The sequence below is a fragment of the Kitasatospora sp. NPDC051914 genome, assembly GCF_040680995.1.
In the GTDB taxonomy this organism is placed as follows: Bacteria; Actinomycetota; Actinomycetes; order Streptomycetales; family Streptomycetaceae; genus Kitasatospora.
In genome coordinates, this window is sequence record NZ_JBFAXX010000001.1 from 171,852 (window position 1) to 197,466 (window position 25,615).

The 25,615-nt window shown below is 74.1% G+C and carries 22 protein-coding genes and 2 pseudogenes; 15 read left to right on the forward strand and 9 right to left on the reverse strand.

Annotated elements, in window-relative coordinates; translation table 11 throughout:
* Positions 1-11: 11 nt before the first annotated feature.
* Positions 12-1,463: pseudogene (locus AB0M03_RS00850) on the forward strand (M28 family peptidase); the annotation flags it as partial.
* A gap of 262 nt (positions 1,464-1,725) precedes the next feature.
* Here AB0M03_RS00850 and AB0M03_RS00855 read toward each other — a convergent pair.
* Positions 1,726-2,124: a hypothetical protein gene (locus tag AB0M03_RS00855; protein WP_363486888.1), complete on the reverse strand. Its 399-nt coding sequence runs from the start codon at positions 2,122-2,124 to the stop codon at positions 1,726-1,728.
* A 399-nt stretch (positions 2,125-2,523) separates the two neighbouring features.
* On the opposite strand from AB0M03_RS00855, the gene AB0M03_RS00860 reads away from it, so the two are divergent.
* The 3 genes from AB0M03_RS00860 to AB0M03_RS00870 all read left to right on the forward strand — a co-directional run bounded on the left by AB0M03_RS00860 (position 2,524) and on the right by AB0M03_RS00870 (position 5,766).
* On the forward strand, positions 2,524-2,955 hold the full coding sequence (locus tag AB0M03_RS00860) for a GNAT family N-acetyltransferase (protein WP_363486890.1): 432 nt from the start codon (positions 2,524-2,526) through the stop codon (positions 2,953-2,955).
* Between the two features lie 347 nt (positions 2,956-3,302).
* Positions 3,303-4,382 (forward strand): CorA family divalent cation transporter, encoded by a 1,080-nt coding sequence (locus tag AB0M03_RS00865; RefSeq protein WP_363486892.1) that lies wholly within the window; start codon positions 3,303-3,305, stop codon positions 4,380-4,382.
* Between the two features lie 85 nt (positions 4,383-4,467).
* A complete protein-coding gene (locus AB0M03_RS00870) occupies positions 4,468-5,766 on the forward strand; it encodes an ATP-binding protein (RefSeq protein WP_363486894.1) in 1,299 nt (432 codons plus the stop codon).
* 29 nt (positions 5,767-5,795) lie between these two features.
* On the opposite strand, the gene AB0M03_RS00875 is transcribed toward AB0M03_RS00870, so the two are convergent.
* Positions 5,796-6,668, reverse strand: a complete 873-nt coding sequence (locus AB0M03_RS00875; protein ID WP_363486896.1) for a hypothetical protein — start codon at positions 6,666-6,668, stop codon at positions 5,796-5,798.
* A gap of 615 nt (positions 6,669-7,283) precedes the next feature.
* On the opposite strand from AB0M03_RS00875, the gene AB0M03_RS00880 reads away from it, so the two are divergent.
* Positions 7,284-8,024: a cellulase family glycosylhydrolase gene (locus tag AB0M03_RS00880; RefSeq protein WP_363486898.1), complete on the forward strand. Its 741-nt coding sequence runs from the start codon at positions 7,284-7,286 to the stop codon at positions 8,022-8,024.
* Positions 8,025-8,090: 66 nt separating this feature from the next.
* Positions 8,091-8,912: a cellulose binding domain-containing protein gene (locus AB0M03_RS00885; RefSeq protein WP_363486900.1), complete on the forward strand. Its 822-nt coding sequence runs from the start codon at positions 8,091-8,093 to the stop codon at positions 8,910-8,912.
* 73 nt (positions 8,913-8,985) lie between these two features.
* Here the strand turns inward: AB0M03_RS00885 and AB0M03_RS00890 are convergent, their stop codons facing one another.
* Positions 8,986-10,032, reverse strand: coding sequence for an ROK family protein (locus AB0M03_RS00890; RefSeq protein WP_363486902.1), 1,047 nt, complete (start codon positions 10,030-10,032; stop codon positions 8,986-8,988).
* 159 nt (positions 10,033-10,191) lie between these two features.
* Here AB0M03_RS00890 and AB0M03_RS00895 point away from each other — a divergent pair, with 159 nt between their 5' ends.
* On the forward strand, positions 10,192-11,211 hold the full coding sequence (locus AB0M03_RS00895) for a LacI family DNA-binding transcriptional regulator (protein WP_363486904.1): 1,020 nt from the start codon (positions 10,192-10,194) through the stop codon (positions 11,209-11,211).
* Positions 11,212-11,505: 294 nt separating this feature from the next.
* Positions 11,506-12,453, forward strand: coding sequence for an alpha/beta hydrolase (locus AB0M03_RS00900; protein WP_363486906.1), 948 nt, complete (start codon positions 11,506-11,508; stop codon positions 12,451-12,453).
* Positions 12,454-12,505: 52 nt separating this feature from the next.
* On the opposite strand, the gene AB0M03_RS00905 is transcribed toward AB0M03_RS00900, so the two are convergent.
* Positions 12,506-13,663: a helix-turn-helix domain-containing protein gene (locus tag AB0M03_RS00905; RefSeq protein ID WP_363486908.1), complete on the reverse strand. Its 1,158-nt coding sequence runs from the start codon at positions 13,661-13,663 to the stop codon at positions 12,506-12,508.
* Positions 13,664-13,689: 26 nt separating this feature from the next.
* Between AB0M03_RS00905 and AB0M03_RS00910 the strand changes: the two genes are divergently transcribed.
* Positions 13,690-15,036 carry a PHB depolymerase family esterase gene (locus tag AB0M03_RS00910; protein WP_363486910.1) on the forward strand — a complete coding sequence of 449 codons (1,347 nt, stop codon included), beginning with the start codon at positions 13,690-13,692 and terminating at the stop codon, positions 15,034-15,036.
* Positions 15,037-15,138: 102 nt separating this feature from the next.
* On the forward strand, positions 15,139-15,690 hold the full coding sequence (locus tag AB0M03_RS00915) for a DinB family protein (RefSeq protein WP_363486912.1): 552 nt from the start codon (positions 15,139-15,141) through the stop codon (positions 15,688-15,690).
* Between the two features lie 22 nt (positions 15,691-15,712).
* Here the strand turns inward: AB0M03_RS00915 and AB0M03_RS00920 are convergent, their stop codons facing one another.
* Together AB0M03_RS00920 and AB0M03_RS00925 are read right to left on the reverse strand one after the other, a co-directional pair.
* Positions 15,713-15,913: a hypothetical protein gene (locus AB0M03_RS00920; RefSeq protein WP_363486914.1), complete on the reverse strand. Its 201-nt coding sequence runs from the start codon at positions 15,911-15,913 to the stop codon at positions 15,713-15,715.
* A 37-nt stretch (positions 15,914-15,950) separates the two neighbouring features.
* On the reverse strand, positions 15,951-16,928 hold the full coding sequence (locus tag AB0M03_RS00925; RefSeq protein WP_363486916.1) for an NAD-dependent protein deacetylase: 978 nt from the start codon (positions 16,926-16,928) through the stop codon (positions 15,951-15,953).
* A 206-nt stretch (positions 16,929-17,134) separates the two neighbouring features.
* On the opposite strand from AB0M03_RS00925, the gene AB0M03_RS00930 reads away from it, so the two are divergent.
* The 3 genes from AB0M03_RS00930 (at position 17,135) to AB0M03_RS00940 (ending at position 19,814) form a co-directional block, all read left to right on the forward strand.
* The gene (locus AB0M03_RS00930) at positions 17,135-17,764 is read left to right on the forward strand and encodes a VTT domain-containing protein (RefSeq protein ID WP_363486918.1); all 630 of its coding nucleotides are present in this window, start codon (positions 17,135-17,137) and stop codon (positions 17,762-17,764) included.
* 1,053 nt (positions 17,765-18,817) lie between these two features.
* Positions 18,818-19,117 carry a hypothetical protein gene (locus tag AB0M03_RS00935; RefSeq protein ID WP_363486920.1) on the forward strand — a complete coding sequence of 100 codons (300 nt, stop codon included), beginning with the start codon at positions 18,818-18,820 and terminating at the stop codon, positions 19,115-19,117.
* 145 nt (positions 19,118-19,262) lie between these two features.
* Positions 19,263-19,814, forward strand: a complete 552-nt coding sequence (locus AB0M03_RS00940) for a YciI family protein (protein WP_363486922.1) — start codon at positions 19,263-19,265, stop codon at positions 19,812-19,814.
* A gap of 183 nt (positions 19,815-19,997) precedes the next feature.
* On the opposite strand, the pseudogene AB0M03_RS00945 reads toward AB0M03_RS00940, so the two are convergent.
* From AB0M03_RS00945 to AB0M03_RS00955, 3 genes and pseudogenes are all read right to left on the reverse strand, one after another.
* Positions 19,998-20,920: pseudogene (locus AB0M03_RS00945) on the reverse strand (alpha/beta hydrolase).
* A gap of 15 nt (positions 20,921-20,935) precedes the next feature.
* A complete protein-coding gene (locus AB0M03_RS00950; protein ID WP_363486924.1) occupies positions 20,936-22,141 on the reverse strand; it encodes a serpin family protein in 1,206 nt (401 codons plus the stop codon).
* A gap of 135 nt (positions 22,142-22,276) precedes the next feature.
* Positions 22,277-22,639, reverse strand: a complete 363-nt coding sequence (locus AB0M03_RS00955; RefSeq protein ID WP_363486926.1) for a hypothetical protein — start codon at positions 22,637-22,639, stop codon at positions 22,277-22,279.
* An 835-nt stretch (positions 22,640-23,474) separates the two neighbouring features.
* On the opposite strand from AB0M03_RS00955, the gene AB0M03_RS00960 reads away from it, so the two are divergent.
* The gene (locus AB0M03_RS00960) at positions 23,475-24,833 is read left to right on the forward strand and encodes a hypothetical protein (RefSeq protein ID WP_363486928.1); all 1,359 of its coding nucleotides are present in this window, start codon (positions 23,475-23,477) and stop codon (positions 24,831-24,833) included.
* Positions 24,834-25,155: 322 nt separating this feature from the next.
* On the forward strand, positions 25,156-25,578 hold the full coding sequence (locus AB0M03_RS00965) for a hypothetical protein (protein WP_363486930.1): 423 nt from the start codon (positions 25,156-25,158) through the stop codon (positions 25,576-25,578).
* Positions 25,579-25,615 lie beyond the last annotated feature (37 nt).

A 25,615-nucleotide genomic window follows, 5' to 3' on the forward strand; every position in this document is an offset into this window, starting at 1 on the left:
GGGCGGGCGACCAGGCGGGTTCGTCCGCCACCATGACCGTCTCGGCCTCCGCCGCGGCACCGGCCGGCACCTACACGCTGACCGTCACCGGCAGCGGCTCCGCCGTGCACACCGCCCAGTACACGCTGACCGTGGGCGGCGGCGGCAACCCCGGCGGCAGCGCACCCGACATCGACGTCGCCGAGGTGCAGGCGCACCTCGCCCAGCTGAACACCGTCGCCGCGCAGAACGGCGGCAACCGCAGGGCCGGCAGCGCCGGGCACACGCAGTCCGTGGCCTACGTCAAGAGCCGCCTCCAGGCCGCCGGTTACACCGTCACCGAGCAGACCTGCACCTCCTGCACCTACACCTCCAACAACCTGATCGCGGACTGGCCGGGCGGCCCGTCCGACCAGGTGACCGTGTTCGGCGCCCACCTGGACAGCGTCTCCGCCGGGCCCGGCATCAACGACAACGGTTCCGGCTCGGCCGTCCTGCTGGAGACCGCACTCGTCCTCGCCCAGCAGAACCCGACCCTCACCCGGCACGTCCGCTTCGCCTGGTGGACGGGCGAGGAGCAGGGCTTGCAGGGATCCGAGTACTACGTGGGGCAGCTGAGTTCGGCCCAGCGAACGGCGATCAAGGCGTACTACAACTTCGACATGGTCGGCTCGCCGAACGCCGGCTACTTCGTCAACAACCTCAACTCCGCGGCCGCCGCGCCGATGAAGGCCTACTGGGACTCGCTCGGCCTCCAGCCCGAGGAGAACACCGAGGGCCAGGGCCGCTCCGACGACTACTCCTTCCAGCAGGCCGGCATCCCCACCTCCGGCTACGCGACCGGCGCGAGCGCCGTCAAGTCCGCGGCACAGGCGGCCAAGTGGGGCGGCACCGCCAACCGGGCGTACGACTCCTGCTACCACCAGTCCTGCGACACCACCGGCAACATCAACACCACCGCACTGGACCGCAGCGCCGACGGTGTGGCCCACACGCTCTGGAAGACCTCGGTGGGCGGCACCGCCCCCGCCGACGACTTCTCGGTCGCGGTGAACCCGGCCACCGGTACGGCAGCACCGGGCGGCACCACCACCGCGGCCGTCGCCACGGCCGTCACCTCCGGCCGGGTCCAGACGGTCAACCTCACCGCATCCGGCCTGCCGGCCGGCGTCACCGTCGCCTTCAGCCCGGCCTCGGTGCAGGCCGGTGCCTCCGCCACCATGACCGTGTCGGTGAGCACCGCCACCGCCCCCGGCACGTACGGCATCACCGTGACCGGCACCGGCACCGCCGCCCGCACCACCAGCTACACGCTGGTCGTCGGCAGCGGCCCCGGCGGGCCCGGCACCTGGGCCGCCGGCACCGTCTACCAGGCGGGCGACCGGGTCGGCTACGGCGGACTGAACTACCGCTGCATCCAGGGCCACCAGGCCCAGACCGGCTGGGAGCCGCCGAACGTCCCGGCGCTCTGGCAGCCGATCTGACACCACAGGCGTGCCGAGGCCCGAACCCCACACGGGCCTCGGCACAGCCGCGCGCCGACGGCCAGGTACGGACTGCGGCGGGACACCGGAGCCCGGCCGGGCCGGGAGGGCCGGCGCGGGGCGGGGATGAGGGCGGCAGCGGTCCCGGGGGTACGGGACCGCTGCCGCCCGCCGGCGTCCGTGCCCCTGCGCCGGCATACGGGTTGGTGCGCCCGCCCTGGCCGGTGCGCGGAGCTCGGGGGCAAGGCCTGCTGACACGGCTCTACGCGGTCTCCGGCGCGGTCGGCTCGGTGGCGCGGGTCTGGTGGAATTCGGTCCAGGTGCGGGCGGAGACGCGGAACGACAGGCCGCCCTCCACCTGCGAGAGCGGCGCGGGCATCTCGGTCAGGGTGCCGTCCGACAGCAGTGCTGCGATGACGGCACCGCGCCACGTCGGGGTGTCGAAGTACGGCTGTCCGCGGAGGAATTCGCCGAGGTCCACCCACTCCGCGGGGGTGCTCGCCCGTTCCAGCAGCTCGGCGCGCAGCTCGTCGGCGAACGCCCGGATCTCCGCGGGCTCGTAGTGCCGGCCGCGCTTGCCGCGACTGCGCAGGTACAGCCCCAGCGGGATGCCGATCACCGCACCGATCACCAGTGCCACCGCAAGTTCGGTTCCGCCCATGGTTCTCCCCGTTCGCCGGTAACCCCCGGGCCGCGGAGCCTACCGCCCGCCCGTGCGGTCGGCGAGGTTCCCACGCGTGTTCGGTGTGTCAGTTGTGGTTCCGGCCAAACCCCGTGACCGAGTGCCGTGCCGAACCCCGGCGGCAGTGCCTCGATCGGAGGCGCCGCATCGGACGTTCCAATCGCCGGGGCCGGTGACAGCCGTGCCGTCCGCTCCTACGATCGGCACACCGCCGAGCCCGACATGCGGGTGGGCGGCCGTTCGAGCAGTGACCGGCCGCCTCGCGGGTCCCGGGGCGCGCCCCACCGCGCCCCGGGACCGTCCCTGCCGGAACGTCCGCAACCCCGGCCGCGCCGACCCCGCGGGTTCGCTGCCGGGGCGCTCTGCTTGGATCTGGGCATGAGTACCGATCTCCCGGGCGGGTACGAGATTTCGACCGAGCCTTCGCGCCTCGACGCCGAGCTGATCCACCAGTGGCTGTCGAAGGACGCCTACTGGGCACTCGGCCGCTCCCGCGAGAAGCAGGACTCGGCGATTGCGGCCTCCCTCAACTTCGGTGTCTACGAGACGGCTTCCGGTGCCCAGGTCGGCTACGCCCGGGTGGTCACCGACCGGGCCACCTTCGCCTGGCTCTGCGACGTCTACATCGCACCCGAGGCGCGCGGCAGGGGGCTGGGCACGGCCCTGGCCGCGGCCGTCCGCGACCAACTCGCCCCCCACGGCCTGCGCCGCATCCTGCTGGCGACGGCCGATGCCCACGGGGTGTACGCCAAGGCGGGGTTCGAGCCGCTGGCGAAGCCCGGGAAGTGGATGGCCCTCGGCGAGCAGTGAGCCGGCCCACCGGGCGGAGGCGGCGGGACGGTGACCGCCGGCCGCGACGGCGCAGGGTGGTGCTGCAGATCCTCAGGGTGACTGCCGCCGGGAGCACATGCCCTGGCCGCGCCGGAGAGTCGGCGCCACTGGCCGCTGGTGGGCCGCGTCGTCCGGCTGTTCCGGGGTAGGACAACAGGTGGCGGTCGGCGCCGCGTCGTGCCGTTCATCATCGGGGTCCGGGTGCGTCCCGTGCGCACCCGGGCCTTTCGCCCGCTGCGGACGGGGACCGCGGCGCGGGTCGGGGCCGCGAGGCCGTGCCGGGCCGGGTGCGGTCGGCCGGGCTGCACCGGGCCGAGGAGGACGTCATGATCGTCGACTGCGCGCACTACCGCGACGGGCGCCGGCAGCACGCGGGCGCCATGCCGCTGGAACAGGCGGCCGCCCGTGCCGAACAGGGCGGATTCGTCTGGCTGGGCATGTTCGAACCCGCCCCGGAGGAGCTGGCCGTCGTCCAGCGCAACTTCGGGCTGCACGAGCTCGCCGTCGAGGACGCGCAGGCCTTCCACCTGCGGCCGAAGGCCGAACAGTACGAGGACGGCACCGAGCTGATCATCGTCCGCACCGCCCGCTACGACGACGGACGCGAGGAGATCGACACCGGCGAGATCAGCATCTTCCTCTCCGAGCACTTCGTGATCACCGTCCGCCAGGGCATCGCCAGCGAGCTCGCCGGCGCCCGCAGCCGCCTCGAACACCGCCCGGAACTGCTGCGCACCGGAAGCGCCTCGACACTCTGGGCGATCCTCGACCAGGTCGTCGACGGCTATGCGCCCGTCGTCGCCGAACTCGACCGCGACATCGAGCAGATCGAAGCCACCGTCTTCTCCGGGACGGTCGCCCCGACCGAACGGATCTACTCGCTGCGGCGGGAGGCCACCGACTTCTACCGCGCCGTGCACCCGCTGCTCGCCGTGGTCGGCCGGCGGCTGCAGTCCGGACGGTCGCCGACCGAGCTGCTGCCGTACTTCCGCGACGTCCACGACCACCTGCTGCTGGTCAACGAGGAGGTGGCCGCCCAGCGCGACCTGCTGGCCACCGTCCTGGAGGCGAACATCGCGGTCATCTCCGTGGAGCAGAACGAGATCAACCTCCGGCAGAGCTCCACCGTCGAACGGCTGACCATCATCGCCACGGTGTTCCTCCCGCTGTCCTTCGTGGTCGGCTTCTTCGGGCAGAACTTCGGCTGGCTGGTCGAGCACATCAGCAGCTTCACCGCGTTCATCGTCCTCACCGCCACCGGAATCCTGCTGCCCTGCCTGCTGCTCTACCTCTGGCTGCGCCGCCGGCGCCGGCGCCCGGTCCGGCCCACCCCGGTCGCGATGGGGGCCGAACCCGTGCGGAAGCAGGGCCGCCCGCTCGGGGACGAAGGGGGCGCAGGGTCCTGACCACGGCGGCGGCGGGACCCTGCGGCGCCCCGCCCCGGGACCTCCCGGCGGGCGGGGCGCCGCCCGGCGCGGAAGACTGGCAGGCATGACGGGCACGGTCTCCCCCTGGCGCATCCGCGGCCTGGAGGACGGCGACATCGACCAGGTGGTCCGGATCTGGGAGGAATCCCGGGAGACGGACGCCGACCCGGCCGCCGGCCTCGCCGAGGTCCTCACCGCCGTCCGGGCCGGCGCACCCGCCGTCGTCGCCGAGGTCGGCGACCAGGTGGTCGGCGCGGCCGTGTCCGCGACCGCCGCCGAACGCGGCTGGGTGCTCCGCCTGACCATCGCCCGGCCCTGGCGGCACCACGGCATGGGCTCGGCCCTGCTGGCCGCCCTCGAGGCCCGGCTCGCCGAGGCCGGCGTGCGCCGCATCGGCGCCCTGCTGCCGCGCGGCGAGGTCGGCGAGCAGGCCTTCGCCAACTCCGGCTACACCGGCCGCCCCGACCTCGGCTACTTCGAGAAGGTCCTCGCGGCGGACTCGGCCGAGGCCACCATCCTCGACCAGCTCGGCGGCTCGGTGCCCGAGACCGGGCTCTGGGAGCACATCGCCGGCATGGACGCCGAGAAGAGCCTGATCGAACGACGGCTGGTGCTGCCGCTCGAAAACCGGCGCACCGCCGAACGCTACCGGCTGGAGCCGCCGCGCGCCGTCGTGCTCTTCGGGCCGCCCGGCACCGGCAAGACCACCTTCGCCCGGGCCGTCGCCTCCCGGCTGCGCTGGGCCTTCGTCGAGGTCGTCCCGCACCGGCTCGCCGCCGACCCGCAGGGCGTGGCGGGCGGCCTGCGCGAACTCTTCTCCCGGGTCGACCACTTGGACGAGGTCGTGCTCTTTTTCGACGAGGCCGAGGAGATCGCCTCCGAGCGCCGCGACCCGACCACCCTCGCCCACCGGGTGACCAACGAACTGCTCAAGCTCATACCGCCGTTCCGCCGCCGCGACCGCCGGCTGCTGATCTGCGCCACCAACGCCGTCCGCAGCCTCGACCAGGCCTTCCTGCGCCCCGGCCGCTTCGACTACCTGATCCCCGTCGGCCCGCCCGACGCCGAGGCCCGCCGGGCGATCTGGACCCGCTACCTCGGCCCGGACCGGGCGGCCGGCATCGACCTGGACGCCCTCGTCCTGGCGAGCGACCGCTTCACCCCCGCCGACATCGAGTACGCCGCCCGGACGGCCGCCCAGACCGCCTTCGAACGCCATCTGGCGGAGGGGGACGGCCACGCCGCCGACCCCCGCCGGCTGACCGAGGACCACCTGAGCGCCATCGCCCACACCCGCCCCTCGCTCACCGAGGAGGACATCCGCACCTTCGACCAGGACCTCCGCAACGCGGCCCGGGTCTGAACGCGCCCGTCCCGTCCGGCGACCGGCCGTCATGCAGGCCGGTGCAGGGCGAGCGTCCAGGTGTGGACGGTGTACCGGGTGTGGTCCTCGGGAGGTGTGCGCAGCGAGACGGTGGCGGTCAGCCGGTCGCCGGTGCGGTGCAGGGTCCCGTAGTAGCCGGGGGAGTTGCGGGGGTCGAGCGGCAGCAGCTCCGTCAGTACGGCGTCGTCCAGCCGGCGGCCGACGGCACGCAGCACGCCGGAGTCGAGCACCAGGACGGTCCCGTCCTCCAGCACCACCGGCCGCGGCACGGTCGGATCGGTGAGCCGCGGTCCGCGCTCCACCACGCCGCCGCGCAGCAGTCGCACCACCCGGCTCTCGGTCGGGAAGGAACGGTCGCACTCGACGACGCGGACACCGGTGCCCACCACGTAGTGCCCGTAACTGCGCCACGCGTCCACCCGGTTGCCGTCGCGGTCGTACTCCCAGGTGTCGAAGAAGTCGTAGCCCTCCAGGCCGAGCAGGAAGCGGCCGCCGCGCAGGGATGCGCCGCGGGCGCCGCGGAGTTCGGTGACCCGGGTGCCGTCCGCGAGGTCCAGCAGCAGGGCGGGGCCGAGGTTGCCCCAGGGGGTGTACTCCATCGAGTCCGTGGTGACCAGGACCCGGTCGCCGGAGACGTGGGCCGCGTTCGGCCGGCCGTCGAGCCGGTGGCGCCAGCGCGTCCGCCCGTCCTCGTCGATGCACGTGACCTCCCCGAGCGCGCCGTGGATGCGCAGGCCGCCACGGTGGGCGAGCGGCTCTCCCTCGGTGAACCTGCTCTCGTACGGCGGGGTGCCGACGACTTCGCGGTGGTCCAGCACGGTGACCCGCCAGGCGGGTGACGGCGCCTCCGCCGCGCGGTCGTTCTCATCGGGCATCGGCATGGGCGCGATGCTACAGCGCCCGAAGCCCGTACGGGCCGCTGCCGGTGGAACTGAACAACTACTGAAGAGCGTGGTTGCGGCGCCTTGGAGTGGCTGTGTCCCGCTACGGCTCCTTACGGGTGGATTGCCCGCCCCGGGGTCGCTCGGCGCCCGCAAAACATGCAGGTCAGAGCCGTTCTGTGGGCGTGGGTGCGGGTTGTTCGACGTCTCTCGCCCGGTGCGGGCGAGGCGGACTTAACCGATTTGGTTCAGGGTGTTGTGCCGCCGTCCGACGGGCCCCTACTCTGATGCCGGGCCGCCGGGCGGGCCGCACCGGCCGCCCATGTCCGGGATCCGACGGTCATTCACCGTTCGTTCCGCGAGCCGAATCCCGTCGGCCCGCCTGCCCGTGCAGAGCCGCTCGACCATCTCGGGCCGGCAAGCCCCGCTGCACCGTCCGTCCGCACCGTCGTACGCCGAACTGCACGCCGCACCCCACCCCGTGCGTCCGGTCGGTCGCCGCGACTGCGGTGGTGCCGTCCGGGCGCAGTCAACCCACCCCATTCCGCGGCACCGGTCTCCCCCCCACGCGGACCGGCACCAGTGCGTGCGCAACCCCCGTCGGGAGCACCAAGGATGAACCGCAGACTCGCAGGTGCGGCAGTGGGCCTCGCCGCCGTGGCCGCCTCGCTGTTCGTGGCCGTGCCCGCAGGCCGTGCCGCGGCCGTGCCGGGTTTCCACGTCAGCAACGGGCGCCTGCAGGACGCCGCCGACCAGGATGTCGTGCTGCGCGGGATCAACCACGCCCACACCTGGTACCCGGGGCGGACCACCCAGGCGCTCAAGGACATCAAGGCCACCGGCGCCAACTCGGTCCGTGTCGTGCTGAGCACCGGCGACCAGTGGACCAAGAACAGTGCCGCCGACGTCGCGGACATCATCGCCCAGTGCAAGGCGAACCGCCTGATCTGCATCCTGGAGGCCCACGACACCACGGGCTACGGCGAGCAGAGCGCAGCCGTCTCCCTCTCCCGTGCCGTCGACTACTGGGTCTCCGTGCAGAGCGCACTGCAGGGCCAGGAGAAGTACGTCATCCTCAACATCGGCAACGAGCCCTTCGGCAACAGCGGTCACGCCGCCTGGACGGCCGACACCACGGCCGCGGTCCAGCGCCTGCGCTCAGCCGGGTTCGCCCACACCCTGCTGGTCGACGCCCCCAACTGGGGCCAGGACTGGTCGTTCACCATGCGCGACAACGCGGCCGGCGTCTTCGCCGCGGACCCGCAGCGCAACACCGTCTTCTCCATCCACATGTACGGCGTCTTCGACACCGCGGCCGAGGTCGACGACTACCTCGGCCGCTTCGTGAACGCCTAACTACCCATCGTCGTAGGCGAGTTCGGCGACGTGCACTCGGACGGCAACCCGGACGAGGACGCCATCATGGCCACCTCCCAACGGCTCGGCGTCGGCTACCTCGGCTGGTCCTGGAGCGGCAACGGCGGCGGCGTCGAGTACCTCGACATGGCCACCGGCTTCGACGCCACCAAGCTCACCACCTGGGGCAAGCGGCTGATCGACGGCGCCAACGGCATCCGCGCCACCTCCAAGGAGTCCCCCGTGTACGGCGGCGGGGGCGGCGACACCCAGGCCCCCACCGCGCCCGGCACCCCCGCGGCGTCCGCGATCACCTCCACCGGGGCCAGGCTCACCTGGGCGGCCGCCACCGACGACACCGGCGTCACCGCCTACGACGTGGTCCGGGTGACCGCGGCCGGCGAGAGCGCCGTCACCACCGTCGCCGGGACCAGTGCCGACCTCACCGGGCTCACCCCCCCCACCCAGTACGGTTTCGCCGTGTACGCCCGGGACGCCGCCGGCAACCGCTCGCCCCGCTCGGGCACCGCCACCCTCACCACGGCCGGTGGCGGGACGGACCCGGCCGGCGCCTGCTCGGTGCGGTACGTCCTCAGCGACTGGGGCTCCTCCTTCAACGGTGACGTGACCGTCCGCAACACCGGTACCACCGCCGTCGACGGCTGGGCACTGGACTTCGCCTTCCCCGGCCCCCAGCAGCTCAACTCGGTGTGGAACGCCAAGGGCACCCAGAGCGGGCGGAACGTCCACGCCACCGACGAGGCCTGGACCCGGACCATCCCGGCCCGCGGCAGTGTGACCTTCGGCTTCAACGCCTCCTCCGTCCCCGGCACCAACGGCGTCCCGGCCGCTTTCACCCTCAACGGCGCGTCCTGCAGCACAGGCTGACGCACAGTCAGTATGCCCCCGGCCGCCCCCTGCTGCGGGGCGGCCGGGGCCGGCTGCGGAGCTCGGGTACGGGCTACGCGGGGAGGCAGGGGGCCGTGCGGGGCCGGACGGCCTCTTCCGCCGTGCGCGCCTCGGGGGTTGCCCGGTTTCCGCGGTCGGCGCGGTGCAGGGCGAGGGCGGCGGCGCCGACCAGGCCGGCGTCGGTGCCGAGGCGGGCCGGCAGGAGGTCGAGGCCGGCGGTGAAGGAGAGCGTGGCGTAGCCGTCGAGGTGGCGCCGGAGGGGTTCGAAGAGGACCGGTCCGGCCTTGGCCACGCCGCCGCCGACGACCGCCGCCCGGATGTCCACCAGGGCCGCCGTGGCGGCGATGCCCGCGGCCAGGGCCCGGGCGGCACGGTCGAAGGCGCGCAGCGCGACCGGGTCGCCGAGGCGGGCGCTCTTTGCGACGGCGGAGGCGGAGGTGTCAGGACCGGTGGGGCGCCAGCCGTCCCGGGCGGCGCGGGCGGCGATGGCGGTGCCGCTGGCCAGGCCCTCGAGGCAGCCGCGGGAGCCGCACGGGCACGGGTCGCCGTCGAGGTCCACGGTGATGTGGCCGAGGTGGCCGGCGTTCCCGCTGGGGCCGTGGTGGACGGCGCCGCCGAGGACCAGGCCGGCACCGACACCGGTGGAGACGACCATGCACAGGACGTCGTCGTAGGGGCGGGCGGCGCCGAGCCAGTGTTCGGCGGCCGCCATCGCCACCGCGTCGCCCCCGAGCACCACGGGCAGGCCGTGGACGGCCGGGTGGGCGGAGACCTCCCCGACCAGCGGGAAGGACCGCCAGGCGGGGATGTTGACCGGGCTGACCGTCCCGGCGGCGGTGTCGACCGGGCCGGCGCTGCCGATGCCCGCGGCCGTCACCAGCGGCCATCCGGGATGGGCGGCGAGAGCGTCCAGAACGTGCCGTACGGCTCCGAGCACGGTGGCCGCGTCCTCGCGGGCCGGGGTTGGGCACTGCACCTGGTGCAGCAGGCGGCCGGAGGGGTCGACGAGCCCGCCGGCGATCTTCGTGCCGCCGACGTCGAGTGCGGCGACCGATCCCCGGACCGGGGCTGCGGGGGCGGCGGTGCTGGCGGTGCTCATGGTGCTGGCTCCGGGGGAGTGGTGGTCGGTGCGGTGCGTGGCCGGAGTACCGCGGGGGCCGGTTGATTCTGACCCAGGCAGACAACGTTGTCCACCTTCGGCGGGCAACGTTGTCCACGAGTCCTCCGCCCGCGCCCCGGGGTCGTATGCTCGCTGGCTATGAACAGCCGTCCGGTCGCCAGACCGACCATGAAGGACGTCGCGGCCGCCGCCGGCGTCGGACTCAAGACGGTCTCCCGGGTCGTCAACGAGGAGTCCGGCGTCAGCCCGGCCATGGCGGCCCGGGTCCGCGCCGCCATCGATGCGCTGGGCTTCCGCCGCAACGACAGCGCCCGGCTGCTGCGCACCGGCACCACGGCCAGCATCGGCCTGCTGCTGGAGGACATCGGCGACCCGTTCTCCTCCGCGCTCTCGCGCGGCGTGGAGGGCGTCGCCCGCGAGCACGGCTCCCTGCTCTTCACCGGTTCCAGCGCCGAGGACCCGCAGCGCGAACGGGAGCTCGCCCTCGCCTTCTGCGCCCGCCGGGTGGACGGGCTCGTCGTGGTGCCGGCCGGCGCCGACCACGGCTACCTGGCGCCCGAACTGGCCTCCGGCACCGCCGCGGTCTTCCTGGACCGGCCCGCCTCGGGCCTGCCCGCCGACGCCGTACTCAGCGACAACGCCGGCGGCGCCCGCGAGGGCGTGGCCCACCTGATCGCGCACGGCCACCGCAGGATCGGCTTCGTCGGCGACCTGCCGCACATCCACACCGGCTCCGAGCGGCTGCGCGGCTACCGCGCGGCCCTGGCGGAGGCGGGCCTGCCCGCCGACGAGCGGTGGATCGCCACCGGCCCCACCGACGCGGGGACCGTGGCCCGGGCCGTGCGCGGCATGCTCTCGGGCAGTGAGCCGGTCACCGCGCTGTTCACCGCCAACAACCGGGTCACCCTGGGTGCCCTCCAGTACCTGGCCGGGGCGTCGCCGCGCCCCGCCCTGGTCGGCTTCGACGACCTGGAGCTGGGCGCCCTGCTCTCCCCGGGCCTGACCGTGGTCGCCCAGGACCCGGAGGCCCTGGGCCGGACCGCCGCCCGCCTGCTCTTCGACCGGCTCGGCGGCGACACCTCCCCGCCGCAGCGCATCGAGCTGCCCACCCGGCTGATCGTGCGCGGCTCGGGGGAGGTGCCGCCGGGCGCCGCGTGAGTGCCGGGCGGTCGGCGGGCCGGGTTCCCGGCCGTCCGGTGCAGGCGTCGGGAGCGGCGCTGCACACGCGGTCGCACCCCGGCCCGGAGAGCGGCTGCCCGGCCCTTCGGCGTCGGGGCGGCCGCACGCGTGTCGGGCCGCGGCGGCGGTTGTCCCGACGCCTGTCGGATGCCCGGCGGGCCGACGCCGTGGGACGGTTCTTCCCGGGGCGCCCGCCGGATCACGAGGGTTTCCGGCGGGCGCCCGTCCTGTGCCCGTTCCCGTGCCCGTCTCCGCCTCGGAGGGACCGCCAGCGTGCCCCACGCCTACGACCCCGAACTGGCCGCGGCCCTCGCGATGTGGTCCCCGGTGGACATCTCCGACCTGGCGGCCGCCCGCGCCGCGCAGGCCGCCGAACTGGCCGGCACCGCCGAACGCGCCGACAGCACCGGGGTGAAGGTCGAGGACGTCCGGGTGCCGGGCGCCCCCGGAGCCCCCGACGTCCTGCTGAGGACCTACCGGCCGCAGGGCCGCCCCGGCCCGCTGCCCCTGCTCTACACCCTCCACGGCGGCGGCTTCGTGCTCGGCAACCCCGACGTCGACCACGAGGACAACCTGCACCTCTGCCGGGAACTCCAGGTCCTCGTCGTCTCCGCCGACTACCGCCTCGCACCCGAACACCCCTACCCGGCAGCCCTGGAGGACTGCTGGACCGGCCTGTGCCGGCTGGTCGAGCAGGCCGCCGGATTCGACCTGGACGCCGACCGGATCGCCCTCCGCGGTGACAGTGCCGGCGGAGGACTGGCCGCCGGTCTCGCCATGCTCGTCCGCGACCGCGGAGGCCCGCACATCCGCCTCCAGCAGCTGCACAGCCCCGCCCTCGACGACCGGCTGACCACTCCGAGCGCCGTCGAGTACACCGACACGCCCGTCTGGAACCGGCCCAACGCCCTGCTCTCCTGGGCGGCCTACCTCGGCCCGACCGCCGGCGGCGACACCGTCGACCGGTACGCCGCACCCGCCCGCGCCGACGCCGCGGACCTGGCCGGCCTGCCGCCCGCCCACATCACCGTCATGCAGTTCGACCCGCTGCGGGACGAGGGCATCGACTACGCCCGCGCCCTGCTGGCCGCCGGCGTCCCCACCGAACTCCACCTGCTGCCGGGAACCTTCCACGGTGCCGGCATGGTGACCCACTCGGCCGTGGCGCGGCGGGCCCGTGCCGAGGTCGTCGCCGTGCTCCGCCGGGCGCTGGGCCGATGAGCCCGGCCCGGCCGGTGGGCGCAGCCCCGCCCGGCGGCCTGCCGAAGGACGGTCAGTCCTCGGCGGAGGCCGCCAGCCGCCAGGCGTACCAGGCAAGTTGGGCGCGGAACCGGTCCTGCGGGTCGCGCAGCCGCCAGCCCGTCTCCTCCTCCACCCGGGCCAGCCGCGCGGCCACCGAGCTGTGGTGCCGGTGCAGTTCGGCCGCGGCCTGGCGCAGGGAGCCCGTCCGGCAGAACGCCGCCAGGGCCGCCACCGCCGCCGCGCCGTCCTCGCGCTCCGCCAGCAACTCCAGTGCCCGGACGTCCGGTCGGCCGCGCAGCCGGTCCGCCGGGATCTCCGCCAGCAGTACCACCGCGCCCAGCGCGTCGTGGTCCGCCACCGCCTCCACCGGCGCACCCGCCACCGCGAACCGCAGCGCCGCACGCGCCTGCTGCCAGGACTCCCCGGCCGCCAGCGCCTCCGCCGGGCCACCGACGCCGACCCGCAGGCCGCGCAAGGCCGTTCGCGCCCCGCCCGGCCCGCGGCCGCGCTCCCGCAGCGCCGTGCGCAGCTCCGCGGCCGGCGATCCGTCCGGCGATGCCCGCGGCCCCCGCGGCTGGAGCAGCACCGCGCCCACCGCACCCAGCCGGGCCACCCGGACCGTGCCCGCCACCGTGCTGCACCCGAGCAGCGCCACCGCCTCCGCTCCCGCATCGGTCGCCGGGCCGCCCGCCACCGCCACCACCCGCAGCGGGAGTTCGGGCACCAGCCCGAGCAGCCGCAGCGCCCGGGCCCGGTCGGCCACCGCCTCCCGGCCGGACAGCACCAGCTCCACCAGTGCCGGATCGGCGACGTGCGGCGCCCCCGCGCCGCGTGCGCCACCGCCCACCACCCGGGCGGCCGTCGCCATCCACTCCAGCACCAGATCGTCCAACGGGCCTGCCGCGCCCGGACGTTCCAGCCACACCCGGCCGGCCGCACCCAGCTCCGCCGCGGACGAGACACGTCCGGGCGGACCGGCGAGCTCCCCGCCGTCCGGCCCGAACCGCACCGGCTCGCCGCCGGCCGGCAGCCACCCGGCCGCGCACTCCGCCAGACCCGCCGTCGAGCGCACCAGCGAGGCCGCATCGAGCGCCCCGCTGCCCAGCAGCGCCTCGAAGTGGGCGATCACCCGCAACGCCGCGGCCGCGTCCGCGTCCAGCGCCGACAGGCGCAGCAGCAAGCCCTTCACAGCCGCAGTCTAGAAAGGACAGGGACATGTCCGACAGGCATCTGCACACCCGATCGGCGCCGCCCGGGCGGAAGTCGCGCTCGCTTCCCGCCCTCCTGCTGGGAGCCGTCCTCCCGTTACTGGCGGCCCTCCTGCTCACCGCCCCGGCCGCAAGGGCGGCGAGCCTCACCGAGGTCACCGGCTTCGGCACCAATCCGACCGGCCTGCGGATGCACCTCTACGTGCCCACCACGGTCGCGCCCCGGCCGGCCGTGCTGGTCGCCGTCCACTACTGCACCGGCTCCGGGCCCGCCATCTACTCCGGCACCGAATTCGCCTCGCTGGCCGACCGGTACGGCTTCATCGTGGTCTACCCGTCCGCCACCCGCAGCGGGAACTGCTTCGACGTGTCCTCGCCGCAGGCCCTCAGGCGGGACGGCGGCAGCGACCCGGTCGGCATCCGCTCGATGGTGGGCTGGGTGCAGCAGCACTACGCCGTCGACCCCGCCCGGATCTTCGTCACCGGCGCCTCCTCCGGCGCGATGATGACCAACGTCCTGCTCGGCGACTACCCGGACGTGTTCAGCGCCGGCGCCGCCTTCATGGGCGTGCCGTTCGGATGCTTCGCGACCACCGACGGCTCCTCGTGGAACAGCGCCTGCGCCAACGGCACCGTCACCAAGTCCGGTCAGCAGTGGGGCGACCTGGTCCGCGCCGCCCACCCCGGATACAGCGGGCCGCGGCCGCGGATGCAGCTGTGGCACGGCACCGAGGACAGCACACTGCGGTACCCGAACCTCGCCGAGGAGATCAAGCAGTGGACGGACGTGCTGGGCGTCCCCGCGACCCCGGCCCTCACCGACCACCCGCAGACCGCGTGGACGCGAACCCGCTACGGCAGCACCGGCACCCGGGCCCTCGTCGAGGCCGTCAGCGTGCAGGGCGCCGGTCACACCCTGCCCACCGCCGGCATGGCGGCCCAGGCCATCGCCTTCTTCGGCCTCGACTCCACCTCGCCGAGCACGCCGCCGACGAGTCCGCCGCCCAGCACCCCGCCGACCACTCCTCCCGGTGGCAGCGCCTGCCGGATCGGCTACACGGTGAACAGCTGGAGCACCGGTCTGACCGCGGCGGTCACCGTCACCAACACCGGCAGCACGGCCGTCGACGGTTGGTCCCTCGCCTTCACCCTGCCCGCCGGACAGACCATCACCTCCGGCTGGAACGCCACCTACACCCCCGCATCCGGAGCGGTCACCGCCCGCAACGCCGCCTACAACGCGGCCATCGCCCCCGGCACCTCCGTCTCCGTCGGCTTCCAGGCCACCCACACCGGCAACCCGGCCGCCCCCACGGCCTTCACCCTCAACGGGACCCCCTGCACAACGGGTTGACCCGGACCGCAGGGTCACCACCGAGGTGCCCCCACGCTCCCCGGTGGTGACCCTTGTGCGGTGTCCGTCCCTTGCCGACGGGTGTTGCGGGAGGATGGGTGCATGACGGAGTTGCGGAGAAGGGCCGAACTGTTCGCCGGTGCCGAGAGCGAAGGCCGCTTCGGCGGGCCGGCGACCGGGGACGAGCGGAGGATGCTCGCCGACATGCTGGCTGCTCAGCGCACCACGCTGGAGATGAAGTGTTCCGGGCTGGGCCCCGAACTGGCGCTGCGCGCCGTGGAACCGTCCACGCTCTCACTGCTCGGGCTGGTGCGGCACCTGGCCGACGTGGAGCGGCGCTGGTTCCGGCAGGTGCTGGCCGGCGAGGACGCGCCGGCCCTGTACTCCTCGCCCGCCGACCCGGACGGCGACTTCGACGGGGCCTCGGCCGCGCCCGGGGTTGCGGAGGCGGCCTGGCAGGCGTGGCGCGACGAAGTGGCCTTCGCCGAACGGTTCGTCACCGGGGCGCCCCACCTGGACGTCGAGGGGCACGACGTATGGCGCGGCACGGTGTCGCTGCGCTGGGTGCTCGTCCACATGATCGAGGAGTACGCCCGGCACAACGGCCATGCCGACCTCCTCCGCGAACGCATCGACGGAGCGACCGGAGTGTGAGGACTGTGGGGAGGACGGGCCCTCAGCCGGGCTCGTCCTCGATGTCGAAGGCGGCGGGGTAGAGCGTCGAGGACGGCCCGACGAGGTCGTCGTCGCCGCCGTACATGTCCTCCGCGGCCCGGCGGGCGGCGGGCCTGCGACCCGGTGGCCGGGGCGCGGCGGGAACGGACTGCTCGAGGTCGTCCGGTCCTGCGATTTCGTGCTCTGCGGGATTGCTGCTCATCGGACTCTCCGCACCTGCTGGTCCCGATGCTTCGATGCTACGCCCCGCCGCCCGCGCCCTGCCGCGGCCGGCCCGCCGGGTCGGCCGCCCCCGCGGAGCCGAGCTGCGCCGCCAGGGCGGTCAGCGCCGTGCCGAGCGGCAGCGCGACCCGGGTGGCGGCCAGGGCGTCCCCGCGGGTCTCGCCCTGGTTCACGATCGCGACCGGCTTGCCGCTGTGCGCCGCGCGGCGGACGAAGCGCAGGCCCGACATCACCGTCAGGGACGACCCCAGGACCAGCAGCGCCCGTGCGCCGTCGACCAGGTCGTAGCACTGCTGGACCCGGTCCTTGGGGACGCTCTCGCCGAAGAAGACCACATCGGGCTTGAGCACGCCGCCGCACGCCTCGCACGGCGCCACCCGGAAGCCGTCCACCAGCGCGTCGGGGAGCTCCACGTCACCGTCCGGGTTGATCCGGCCGCCCGCGTCCCGGAAGTCGCCGTTGAGCGCGTGCAACCGCCGGTCGAGGGCCTCGCGGGAGCTGGTGCGGCGGCAGTCCAGGCAGATCACGCGGTCGAGGCCGCCGTGCAGCTCGACGGCGTCCACGGTGCCGGCGGCGCGGTGCAGGCCGTCGACGTTCTGGGTGATCACCGCCGCCACGTGCCCGGAGCGGCGCAGCCGTTCGACGGCCCGGTGCCCGGCGTTGGGCTGCGCCCGGGCGATCGTCCGCCAGCCCACGTGGCTGCGCGCCCAGTACCGGCGGCGGCCGGCCTCGCTGGCGGTGAACTCCTGGTAGGTCATCGGTGTGCGGGGGCGGGCGCGGCCGGTGGCCCCCCGGTAGTCGGGGATGCCCGACTCCGTGGACAGCCCGGCGCCGCTCAGTACGGCCACGCCCCGCCCGGCCAGCAGGACCCCGATCTCACGCAGGGCGACGCCGTCCCCCGCGCTGCCGTCCTCCGTACCGCCGTACGGCTCCGCGCCGCCGTACGGCTCCGTTCCGTCCTCCGGCCAGGTGCCGGACCCCGGGTGCACACGCATGCCACGAGCCTACGTCGGCCGTCGGGCGGAACCCCGGGGCCGGTCGGCCGCACCTGCCGGGAACGGCGGTGTTCCGCGTGTAGTGTCCGGCCGGACGGGTTCTGCGACCTCCGAGGACTGCCTTCCGTGCCTGCTGAGACCAGCCGTACTGCGGCAGCCGACACCCGCGCCCGGGCCGCCGGGCCCTGCGGGACGGGACGGGCCCGGTGATCTCCCTCGGCGCACTCGCCACCGAGGCCGGCACCACCGAGGCCGTGGGCTTCCCTGCGCTGTTCCTGCTGGTCGCCCTCGGTTCGCTGGTGCCGGTGTTCCCCACCAGCATGCTGGTCAGCGCGAGCGCGGCGGCCGCCGTCCATGCGACCCAGGTGCCCCGGGACGTGGCGCTGGTGGTGGTCTGTGCGGGCCTGGGGGCCTGGTGCGGCGACGTGACCCTCTACCGGATCGCCGGTCACGCGGGCGGGCGCCTGGAGGCGCGCATCCGGCCCCGGTTCGACCATCCCCGGGTGCAGGCGGCCGAGCGGAGTCTGGACGAGCACGGCCGGATCGTGCTGGTGCCGTCCCGGCTCGTCCCCGGCGGACGGATGTTCATGATCGGCGCCTGCATGCTCTCGGGCTGGCCGGTGCGGCGCTTCGCCGTCGCCGAGGCGCCGGCCGCCCTGGTGTGGGCGGGTTTCTACACGCTGATCGGCGCACTCGGCGGCGCGCTCTTCGACGAGACCTGGAAGGGCGTCGTCGCCGCCGTGGGCATGGTGATGCTGGTCGGCGGTGCGACCCTGCTGTGGCGCCGCCGCAAGCGCCGCCGGGAGGAGGCGGCGGGTACCGGGCCGACCGACTGACCGCCGGGTCAGGCCGGGGTGCCGGTTGTCGCGGCCCATCCACGGTTCGGCGATGCGCTCCGCCGGGAAGGTCCCGTCGGCCTCCTGACGGACGAGCAGGTGGGGGCGCCCGCCGGCCCGGACCTCGGCGCGGACCGCCCCGATGTCCTCGGTCAGGTCCGGCCACACCGCCAGCCGGGCCCGCGGGGCGAGGCGCCCGCGGACGGCGGTCACCGCGGCCTCGGCGGCCAGCCGGTGCCAGCGGCGGCCGTGGGCCGCGTACTCCTCCTTCAGCAGGACCGCCCCGCGTTCGGCGACCAGGCAGTGCACACCGGTCCAGAACACCCCGTCGGCGGGCGGCCGCACGTCCGTCTCGTCGAGGGAGGGGTCGTAGGGGGAGCGTCCGACCTTCTCGGCGAACAGCCCCGGGCGGCGCGCCTCGGTCAGCGCCGTTTTGAGCGGGCCGTCGCCGCCGTCGAAGCCCACGAACAGGTCGTCGCGGTGCCCGGGATGGAGGAAGAACCCGCCGCCGGCCCGTAGCCTGCACCAGGCACCCTCCCGCTGGAGCACCGCCCGCAGCAGCGCCAGACCGGCGGCCACCGGGAGGTCCGCGCCGTCGCGGAAGCCGGTGGGATCGCCGGGGAACACCCCGGCCAGGCCGTCCCGCCCACGGGAACCCCGGGCGGAGAACGAGAAGAAGCCCTCCACCATCGGACTGCCGATCACCAGTCGCTCCGCACCCGCCGCCCGGGCGAACCCGGCGGCGGCCTCGGCGAGGGCCGCGGCGGTCTGCGTGCGGGCGCGGTGTGCGGCGGGGGAGCAGGCGTCGTACTCCGCCTCCGCCGCAGGGTCGTACGGGGTGAGGCGGTAGACCCGGGGCGCCATGTCAGCGCCCCGCTCGGTCCGCCGTCGATGCAGGGGCAGAGTGCCCGCGGGCGGAAGAAATGATCATCCGGTCACCCTACGGAGGTGACGGCGTGTCGGACAAGCCCCGGCGCGGCGCGGTCCACGGGTGGGTAGGACCTGCTGGGAGGAGCGGCGGCCCAGTCCGCTCCACGACCCGGAGGAGCCGGCATGGACAGTGAACTGCAGCGGATCGTCGAAGCGGTCCGGGCGGTCGAGACGCAGCTGCGCGAAACCGCGCTCGGCCCGGCCCGCACCCGTTATGACGCAGTGCCCAGGGCCGACGAGGAGCACCTGCTGAGTGCCCTCGCAGCGGTGCTGGAAGTCCTCAAGGACCTCACCGGAGTGCTCCCCGGCAGACTCCACACCCCCAACGCCAGATTCGCCCTCAACAGCGCCTCGCTCGAACTGGGCGGCCTCGCCGGCAACCTCCGCCGCGCCGAACGCCACGCCTCCGCGGGCGGGGTGTGACCGGACGTCGCCTCACCGGCACCCGCACGGCGGCCTCCTGCCGGCCGTCGGCCTGTGCGCCCTTGCGGCACGAGCGGTCGGGGGACTTCCCGGTGGCTCCGATATGCGCTGTACCGGGGCCACCGGGCGCCGAAAGACTGTCGGCATGGAGTTCTTCTGCTACCATCGCGATCGGCCCGACTCACTGGCGCTGCGCGACGAACTGCTCGAACAGCACTGGTCCTACATGGACGGGTATGCGGCGGAGATGATCGCCCGCGGGCCGACGCTCACCGACGCCGACGGGGTGCCCACCGGCAGCGTGCACATCGTCGACCTGGCCGGCCCGGCCGCCGCCCGTGCGTTCGCCTTCGACGAGCCGGGCTACCAGGCCGGGGTGTACCGGGACGTCCTGCTGCGGCGGTGGCGCAACCTGCTGGGCCGCACCATGTGGGAATTCCCCGGGGGCCGGACGGGCGGCCACCGGTTCCTGGTGCTCGGCCTGGGCTCGGGCGAGCCCGCCGACCTCGACGTGCCGTCCGACCGGGGTGAGTTGATCGCCTACGGGCCGCTGCTGTCCGACGACGGAGCCACCTGGCTGGGCACAGCGGCACTGCTCCGAGCACCGGACCCGGAGACGGCGCGCGCCGTCCTCACCGCGGACCGGTACGCGGACATCGAGGTGCACCGCTGGCAGTTCGGCGGCCGGCCGTCATGAGCCGTCCGGCGAGGCCGGGAGCTTTCGGCTCCCGGTGATCATCCACCGCACGACCTCGGTCGGCAGCGCGGGGTTGGCGGCGGCGTCCCTCGCGGTCTCCGGGTCCCGCAGGGTTTTGACCCCGTCCGGCCGACCGGGGTCCACCCACCGGCGTTCTCGGCACCTGCGGTAGGCGGACGTCGGCTACTCCGCGGGTGTGCCGGCGGTGGACCGACCCGGGTCCGCCAGCAGGCCGGCCAGGTGCTCGGGGTGCTCTTCGACCACGAGGTGTCCGGCCCCGGGGATCACGCCCAGCTCGACGGCGAGTCGTCTGCGCACCGCCGTGGCAAGCCGCTCGGGCGGCAGGAAGACGTCGTGCTCGCCGGTGACGACCAGACGGGGGATCGGGCGTGCGGGCAGGTCGGCGGTGCCGGGCGCCCCGCTGGAGCGCGAGTGCCGGGCGACCAGGGTCATCCAGTCCACCAGGTTGGCGCGGGGCTGAGTGCCGGGGGCGAGCATCGCGCGCAACAGGCGGGCGCTGTGCGTCGGCGCCGGCCGCAGGAACCAGGCGGCCGAGGCCGCCAGCACCGCAGGGGTCAGCCTGAGCCCGGTCAGGCCGCCGGGTGAGACCAGGACGAGCCGGCGGACAGGGCTACGGCGGCACCGAAGGAGTGGCCCATCACCGCCACCGGCTCGGGGGAGATCCTCTCGACCACCTCGCCCAGCCACGCCCCGTACCAGGCCAACCGGACGTCGGAGAGCGCCCGTTCGCCGGAGCTGAGTCCGGGCTGGCCCGGAACGTCCACCAGCAGGACCCGGTGGCCGGCGGCGACCAGGGCCGTGGCGAGCGGCAGGGAGACGGCGGCGTTGAAGTTGGTGCCCGGGACGAACACGACCGTCGTGCCGCCGTCCCCGGCGAGGACCACGTGGGTCCGGGCACCGTTGGCGGTCACCTCCGTCCGCTCGTGCGGCACCGCCCACCCGTCGAGCCGGTCGGAGCACCAGCGCCGGACGAGGTCCTCGCCCGTCGTGCTGCGGTAGATCGATTCCACCCGGTCGAGTATCGCGCCCCGGTCAGGACCGTGATAAGGAACGGTCGGACGGCCCGGGTGAGTTGTGACGCCCACCCGGGCCGGTGACCATCAGGTCGTCCAGTCGGCCGGGCCCGGGGTGCCGGGTTCGGTGATCCAGCCGGCGGCCAGGGGGAGGGCGGAGGGGCGGTGGACGGCGAGGAAGGCGAACGGCCGGTCGAAGACCGCCTCGGCCAGGGTGATCCGGTGCATGGGCCGGCTGAATCCGGCGGCACTGCGGGACATGCCGACGGCGGTGACGGCGGACGCCTCGAACCCGTGGGCGCCGAAGGTGGCGGCGGCGCTCTGCCGGGCGCTGGAGACGGCCAGCGGCTCGCTGCGGCTGATGCCGGAGAAGCCGCCCTTCTCGGTGGCCGTGGCGAGCCCGAAGACGGGTGGCCGGTCGAGCAGGTCGTGTTCGCTCGTGAGGGCGAAGGGCACGGTGGTGAGGGCGAGCCGGTTGTGCGGCTGCAGGCTGTCGGCGGCACGGACGGTCAGCCCGGGCCACTCGCTGCCGGTCGGCAGGGCGGTCACGGGGATGCGCCGGCACCGCTGCGCCACGAGGTCGAGCCCGGCGGACAGGACGGCGCCGAGCGGCGCGTCGGCCTCGCCCGCGAGCAGGTGGACGTCGACGTCGCCGGTGCCGGGCAGCCGGACTTCGGTGACCGGGCCGGCCGCGGTCTCCGCCGCCGCGAGCCGGTCGAACAGGTCGGCCGTGTCGACCGTCAGCGCGGTCAGCAGGCGGCCCGCCCAGGGGCCCGCCCCGGGCCGCAGCAAGGTCGGGCCGAAGGGCCGGAGCCACTGGGTCCGTACGGTCACGGCGCTCGCCAGGACCAGCAGCAGGATGTCGGTCGCCCGTATCGGCATCCGCTCGATGATGCCGCCGGTGCGGTCGGACGCCCAGGCGTCCATCGCCGCCTGGTCCTCGGCCGGGTCGCCGGTGAGCCGGGCGTGGCTGCCCGGGCCGAGGCCGGCGAGCCACTGCGGTTCGACGACCAGGTGCTCCCGGGTCCACAGGCCGATCGCGGCGCTGGTCCCGGGCAGTTCGCGGAGCACGGCGAGCAGGTCGCGGGCCCGCCCGGCCGCGTCCTCGGCGTGCGCGCCGAGCACCTCTTCCAGCTCCTGGCGGACGGGTTCGTCGGCGCCCGCGGCGAGGAACGCGAGCAGCGGCCACACGCCGGCCGCGGTGAAGACCGTCCCGCTGCCGCCGTCCACGATCCGCGCCCAGTCCGCGGTGAGTCTGCTGACGGCCTGCGCCGTCGTCCCCGTCGTGCCCAAAACCGCCCCCGGTGTCCTGCGTCGGGCCGACCCGTCCGGCCCGTCGGTGAGGCCGATGGTAGAGCGGATCGCCCGCAGAGGGGGCTGGGAGGACAGAACCGAGGAATCGTCAATACCTGTGGACCGCCGTGTCCGTCAGGCGTCGCCGGACTCCGGTTCCCCGACTTCGAGCATGCGGCGAAGACGTCGAACCTCGGCGATCAGGCGCGGGATGTCCTGACGGGCGTTCGCGATGAAGAAGGCGTTCTCGTCCCAGCGTTCGTCGGCGATGTCGACGTATCGCGGTTGCTGTACGAGGGTGGCGGCCACGTTCTGCCCATGGTCGAAGCCCGGCCATCGTTCACCGCGTCCGGTGTCGGGGACCGTGCTGATCGCGACGAGGTTCATGGCATGGTCGTCGTCGAGGAAGCGAACGTGCCAGGGACCTGGGGTCGCGGCTCCGGCGAGCTCCTCGATCTCGGCGAGTTCCTCGTCCGCCAGCGGCTCGGGTATGTCCATCGGGCTGCCAGCTCCTCGCGTTCGACCAAGCGCCCCTTCGCCACCGTGCGCAGGCGCACGGTGGCGAAGGTCGACTCTATGGGGTCCGTGGTCCGCGAGTGGATCCAGTGCTCGGCCGGGAAGTCGTAGAAAGCCGGCAGCACCCCGCTGTCGTCGGTGGCTTTCCGACGGCCCCGGGAACTCGGCGCCGTAGGCGGCGGGGAACGAGGCCACCACCTTCTCGGCGTGCTCGCGGTGGCCCTCCGTGAGGGCGATGAGCTCCTTGCGGCCGTCCGCCCGGACTCCGAGCAGGACGAGGGCACAGAACCGGTCCTCGTCGCACCACAGACCGTCCAGCCGGTCTCTCGCCCACATCGCCGTCGTACCGCCCGGATTGCCCGCCCGCGCGGTCTGCGCAGTCGAAGACGGTACGTGCCCACCGGAACGGGGACGGGTGACAACGGACACCTCGGCAACCGCATCGATATCGATCTCCGAAACGGCCCCGGGCAATGCCTGCTGATCATGCCGGCATCGGGAAACTCCAAGATCCCCGACGGGGTAAAGCTCGGAGGGCGCACTGCTCGCCGCGCTCAGGTCACCGCCTCCCGGGTAATGGCGAAACTCTTGACAGTGAGTCAGTTGAACGAAACGCTCGGCAGCGCCACTCGGGTGACTGCCCACCCCGCACATTGGCTGTTCCTCAGCAGATTGCTACTTGCTACCTGGAGGAAGTCCACAGATGCGAAACGGAAGAGCCCCTGCTCCAGCACCGAGGCTGCCAAAACGGGCCGCTGCCAGCCGCTTCTTCGCGCGACTGGCAGGTCTGCTTCTGTTCGCCGGCGCTCTCGTCGGCGTGCCGACGGCGCCCGCACACGCCGGGCCGGAGTGCGAGTGGGGAATCTGCGGACAGATCATCAACAACACCGCGAACCCGGGTGCCGTCGTCCGCGCCCTCAGGAGCTGGTGCCTGGACGATCTCCAAGTCTCGCTGGAGTCTTCCTCCGTCAAACTGCCGGCCGATCGGGACGGAGACGGCAACAGGGACGACAAATGCGGTCCCGCCGGAGATACCTGGGACGACATTCAAGATCTTGCTCCAGGGGGCGCAACGGACAACAACGTCGACTGGGACGGCTTCCGTGTCGACCAGGGCTGCAAGGCCGAAACGGACGCCGGCACGTACGACAACACCGACCTCCTCGGCGACCTCTGGGCCAAGGTGGACGCCAATGCAGACCGTGACATCAACAAGGTCACCTGCGCATCCGCACTGCCGGCCGTTTCCGACAGCCGCTGTGCCCACACCGGCACCAACTTCGCCGGAACGGGCGTCTTCAGCACCACCGCCGCGAACGGCGAGCTGGTGTCCTCCGAAGACCGCCTCGATGCCCCCGGCGCACTGCGAGCCCGGACCGACAGCAGCAACACCAGCGGCTTCTGGGAGCAGTTCCGCTTCGAGGTCGTGGACCCCAACTGCTCGGTCTACGCGATCTGGTCCGTGAACAAGGGGTCGTATGTGACGGCCGAGGCGAGCTGGCGCGGCGGCACCTCGGGCGCGCTGCGTGCACGCATGAAGCCCACTCAGACCACCACCATCGGGGCATGGGAGAAGTTCACGCTCCACGACCTGGGCGGCGGGAACTTCGCCCTGCGCTCGTGGGCGAACGGCCGGTACGTGTCGGCGGAGCTCGGCTACCCGGGCGACCGCCACGCCCTGCTGCGGGCCCGCGCCACCTCCATCGGGCCGTGGGAGACGTTCCACAAGAGCTCCACCTCGCAGTTCGCCTCGTACTGCGAAGAGCCCGCGGGTGACCCCGACACCACGTACTGCCAGGTCAGGACCAACGGCGCATCGGGAACCGGCGCGACCGGCACCACGGGCACCACCTACGCGTGGTTCGACTGGAGCGGCCGCTCCTCCGGCCGCTGGACATCCGTGAGCGGTTCGGTCTGCGTGACCGACACCTGGGCCAACGGGCGCGGTGTGAAAGCCCAGATCGACGTCCACAAGGCCGGCGCCGGCACCACCGTCAACACCACCAACTACGTCATCCGCGGCCCCTACAAGGACACCGGCGGATCCTGCTCCTCCTGGTACACCTTCACTGCCAGCAACAGTGGCGGAATCGACTTCGTCTACATCGAGTGGGGCGACACCTGGAGCAACTGCAGCTACTGCTACATGGGCCGGTACAAGCTCACCGTCCTCTGAACCTCCGAAGGATAGGCCGTCCCGCCCTGCCTCGCCCGCGGCAGCCTCCTCGGCTCCCGGTGCGAGCCCGGCGGCACCGGACGGCGGAGCGGCCGGCGCCGCCCAGGCCGGCGGTGTTCCGGCCGGTGGAGCTGCCGGCGGTGCGGCCGCCGGAGGCGCGGCGGGCGGCGCCGTACCCGTCGGCGGTGCCGGTGGCACGCAGGCCGGCGGCGGCGCGGGCGGCACCCAGGCGGGCGGCGGTTCCGGGAGCGGGGGAGGCTCCGGTGCGAGCGGCGGGACGGGCAGCAGGCCGACCACGGCGGCGCCCGCGACACCGGCCACCGTGCCGAGCGGCTGCGGCGGTTCGGGCTGGGGAGCGATCACCAACGTGGGTGACGGGCTCAAGGTGGGCCTGGCCTCGGCCGCCCTGACCGGCGGTGTCGCCGTCGTGATGGGCGGCCACACCGAGTACGGCTGGATGCGGGTCGGGACGGTCCCGCCGTACGTGGCACTGCACGCCTGCAGCACCAACCATCCCAAACTGGGTGTGCCGTTGGGCGCGTCCACTCCGGGCGGGACCGTGCTCGCCACCGGCTTCGCGGACACCACCGCCTTCACCCTGGTCGACGCCGGGTCCGGCACCTACAACATCAAGCCCTCCTACGGCCCCGGCACGTCCTGCCTCACCGACAACGGCGCCAACCGTCAGTTGACCATCGGCGACTGCGTTCCCGGCGCCAAGTCCCAGCTCTGGCGCGTCCCCTGACCGACCGGCCCTTCCTGGGCGGGCCCCTACCGCTGCA

Coding starts and splice junctions, on each gene's coding strand:
- AB0M03_RS00870 (WP_363486894.1), top strand. CDS start 4,468: ATGACGGGCACGGTCTCCCCCTGGCGCATCCGCGGCCTGGAGGACGGC.
- AB0M03_RS00885 (WP_363486900.1), top strand. CDS start 8,091: ATGGCCACCTCCCAACGGCTCGGCGTCGGCTACCTCGGCTGGTCCTGG.
- AB0M03_RS00865 (WP_363486892.1), top strand. CDS start 3,303: ATGATCGTCGACTGCGCGCACTACCGCGACGGGCGCCGGCAGCACGCG.
- AB0M03_RS00915 (WP_363486912.1), top strand. CDS start 15,139: ATGACGGAGTTGCGGAGAAGGGCCGAACTGTTCGCCGGTGCCGAGAGC.
- AB0M03_RS00875 (WP_363486896.1), bottom strand. CDS start 6,668: ATGCCGATGCCCGATGAGAACGACCGCGCGGCGGAGGCGCCGTCACCC.
- AB0M03_RS00890 (WP_363486902.1), bottom strand. CDS start 10,032: ATGAGCACCGCCAGCACCGCCGCCCCCGCAGCCCCGGTCCGGGGATCG.
- AB0M03_RS00860 (WP_363486890.1), top strand. CDS start 2,524: ATGAGTACCGATCTCCCGGGCGGGTACGAGATTTCGACCGAGCCTTCG.
- AB0M03_RS00935 (WP_363486920.1), top strand. CDS start 18,818: ATGGACAGTGAACTGCAGCGGATCGTCGAAGCGGTCCGGGCGGTCGAG.
- AB0M03_RS00920 (WP_363486914.1), bottom strand. CDS start 15,913: ATGAGCAGCAATCCCGCAGAGCACGAAATCGCAGGACCGGACGACCTC.
- AB0M03_RS00940 (WP_363486922.1), top strand. CDS start 19,263: ATGGAGTTCTTCTGCTACCATCGCGATCGGCCCGACTCACTGGCGCTG.
- AB0M03_RS00925 (WP_363486916.1), bottom strand. CDS start 16,928: ATGCGTGTGCACCCGGGGTCCGGCACCTGGCCGGAGGACGGAACGGAG.
- AB0M03_RS00855 (WP_363486888.1), bottom strand. CDS start 2,124: ATGGGCGGAACCGAACTTGCGGTGGCACTGGTGATCGGTGCGGTGATC.
- AB0M03_RS00880 (WP_363486898.1), top strand. CDS start 7,284: ATGAACCGCAGACTCGCAGGTGCGGCAGTGGGCCTCGCCGCCGTGGCC.
- AB0M03_RS00895 (WP_363486904.1), top strand. CDS start 10,192: ATGAACAGCCGTCCGGTCGCCAGACCGACCATGAAGGACGTCGCGGCC.
- AB0M03_RS00955 (WP_363486926.1), bottom strand. CDS start 22,639: ATGGACATACCCGAGCCGCTGGCGGACGAGGAACTCGCCGAGATCGAG.
- AB0M03_RS00910 (WP_363486910.1), top strand. CDS start 13,690: ATGTCCGACAGGCATCTGCACACCCGATCGGCGCCGCCCGGGCGGAAG.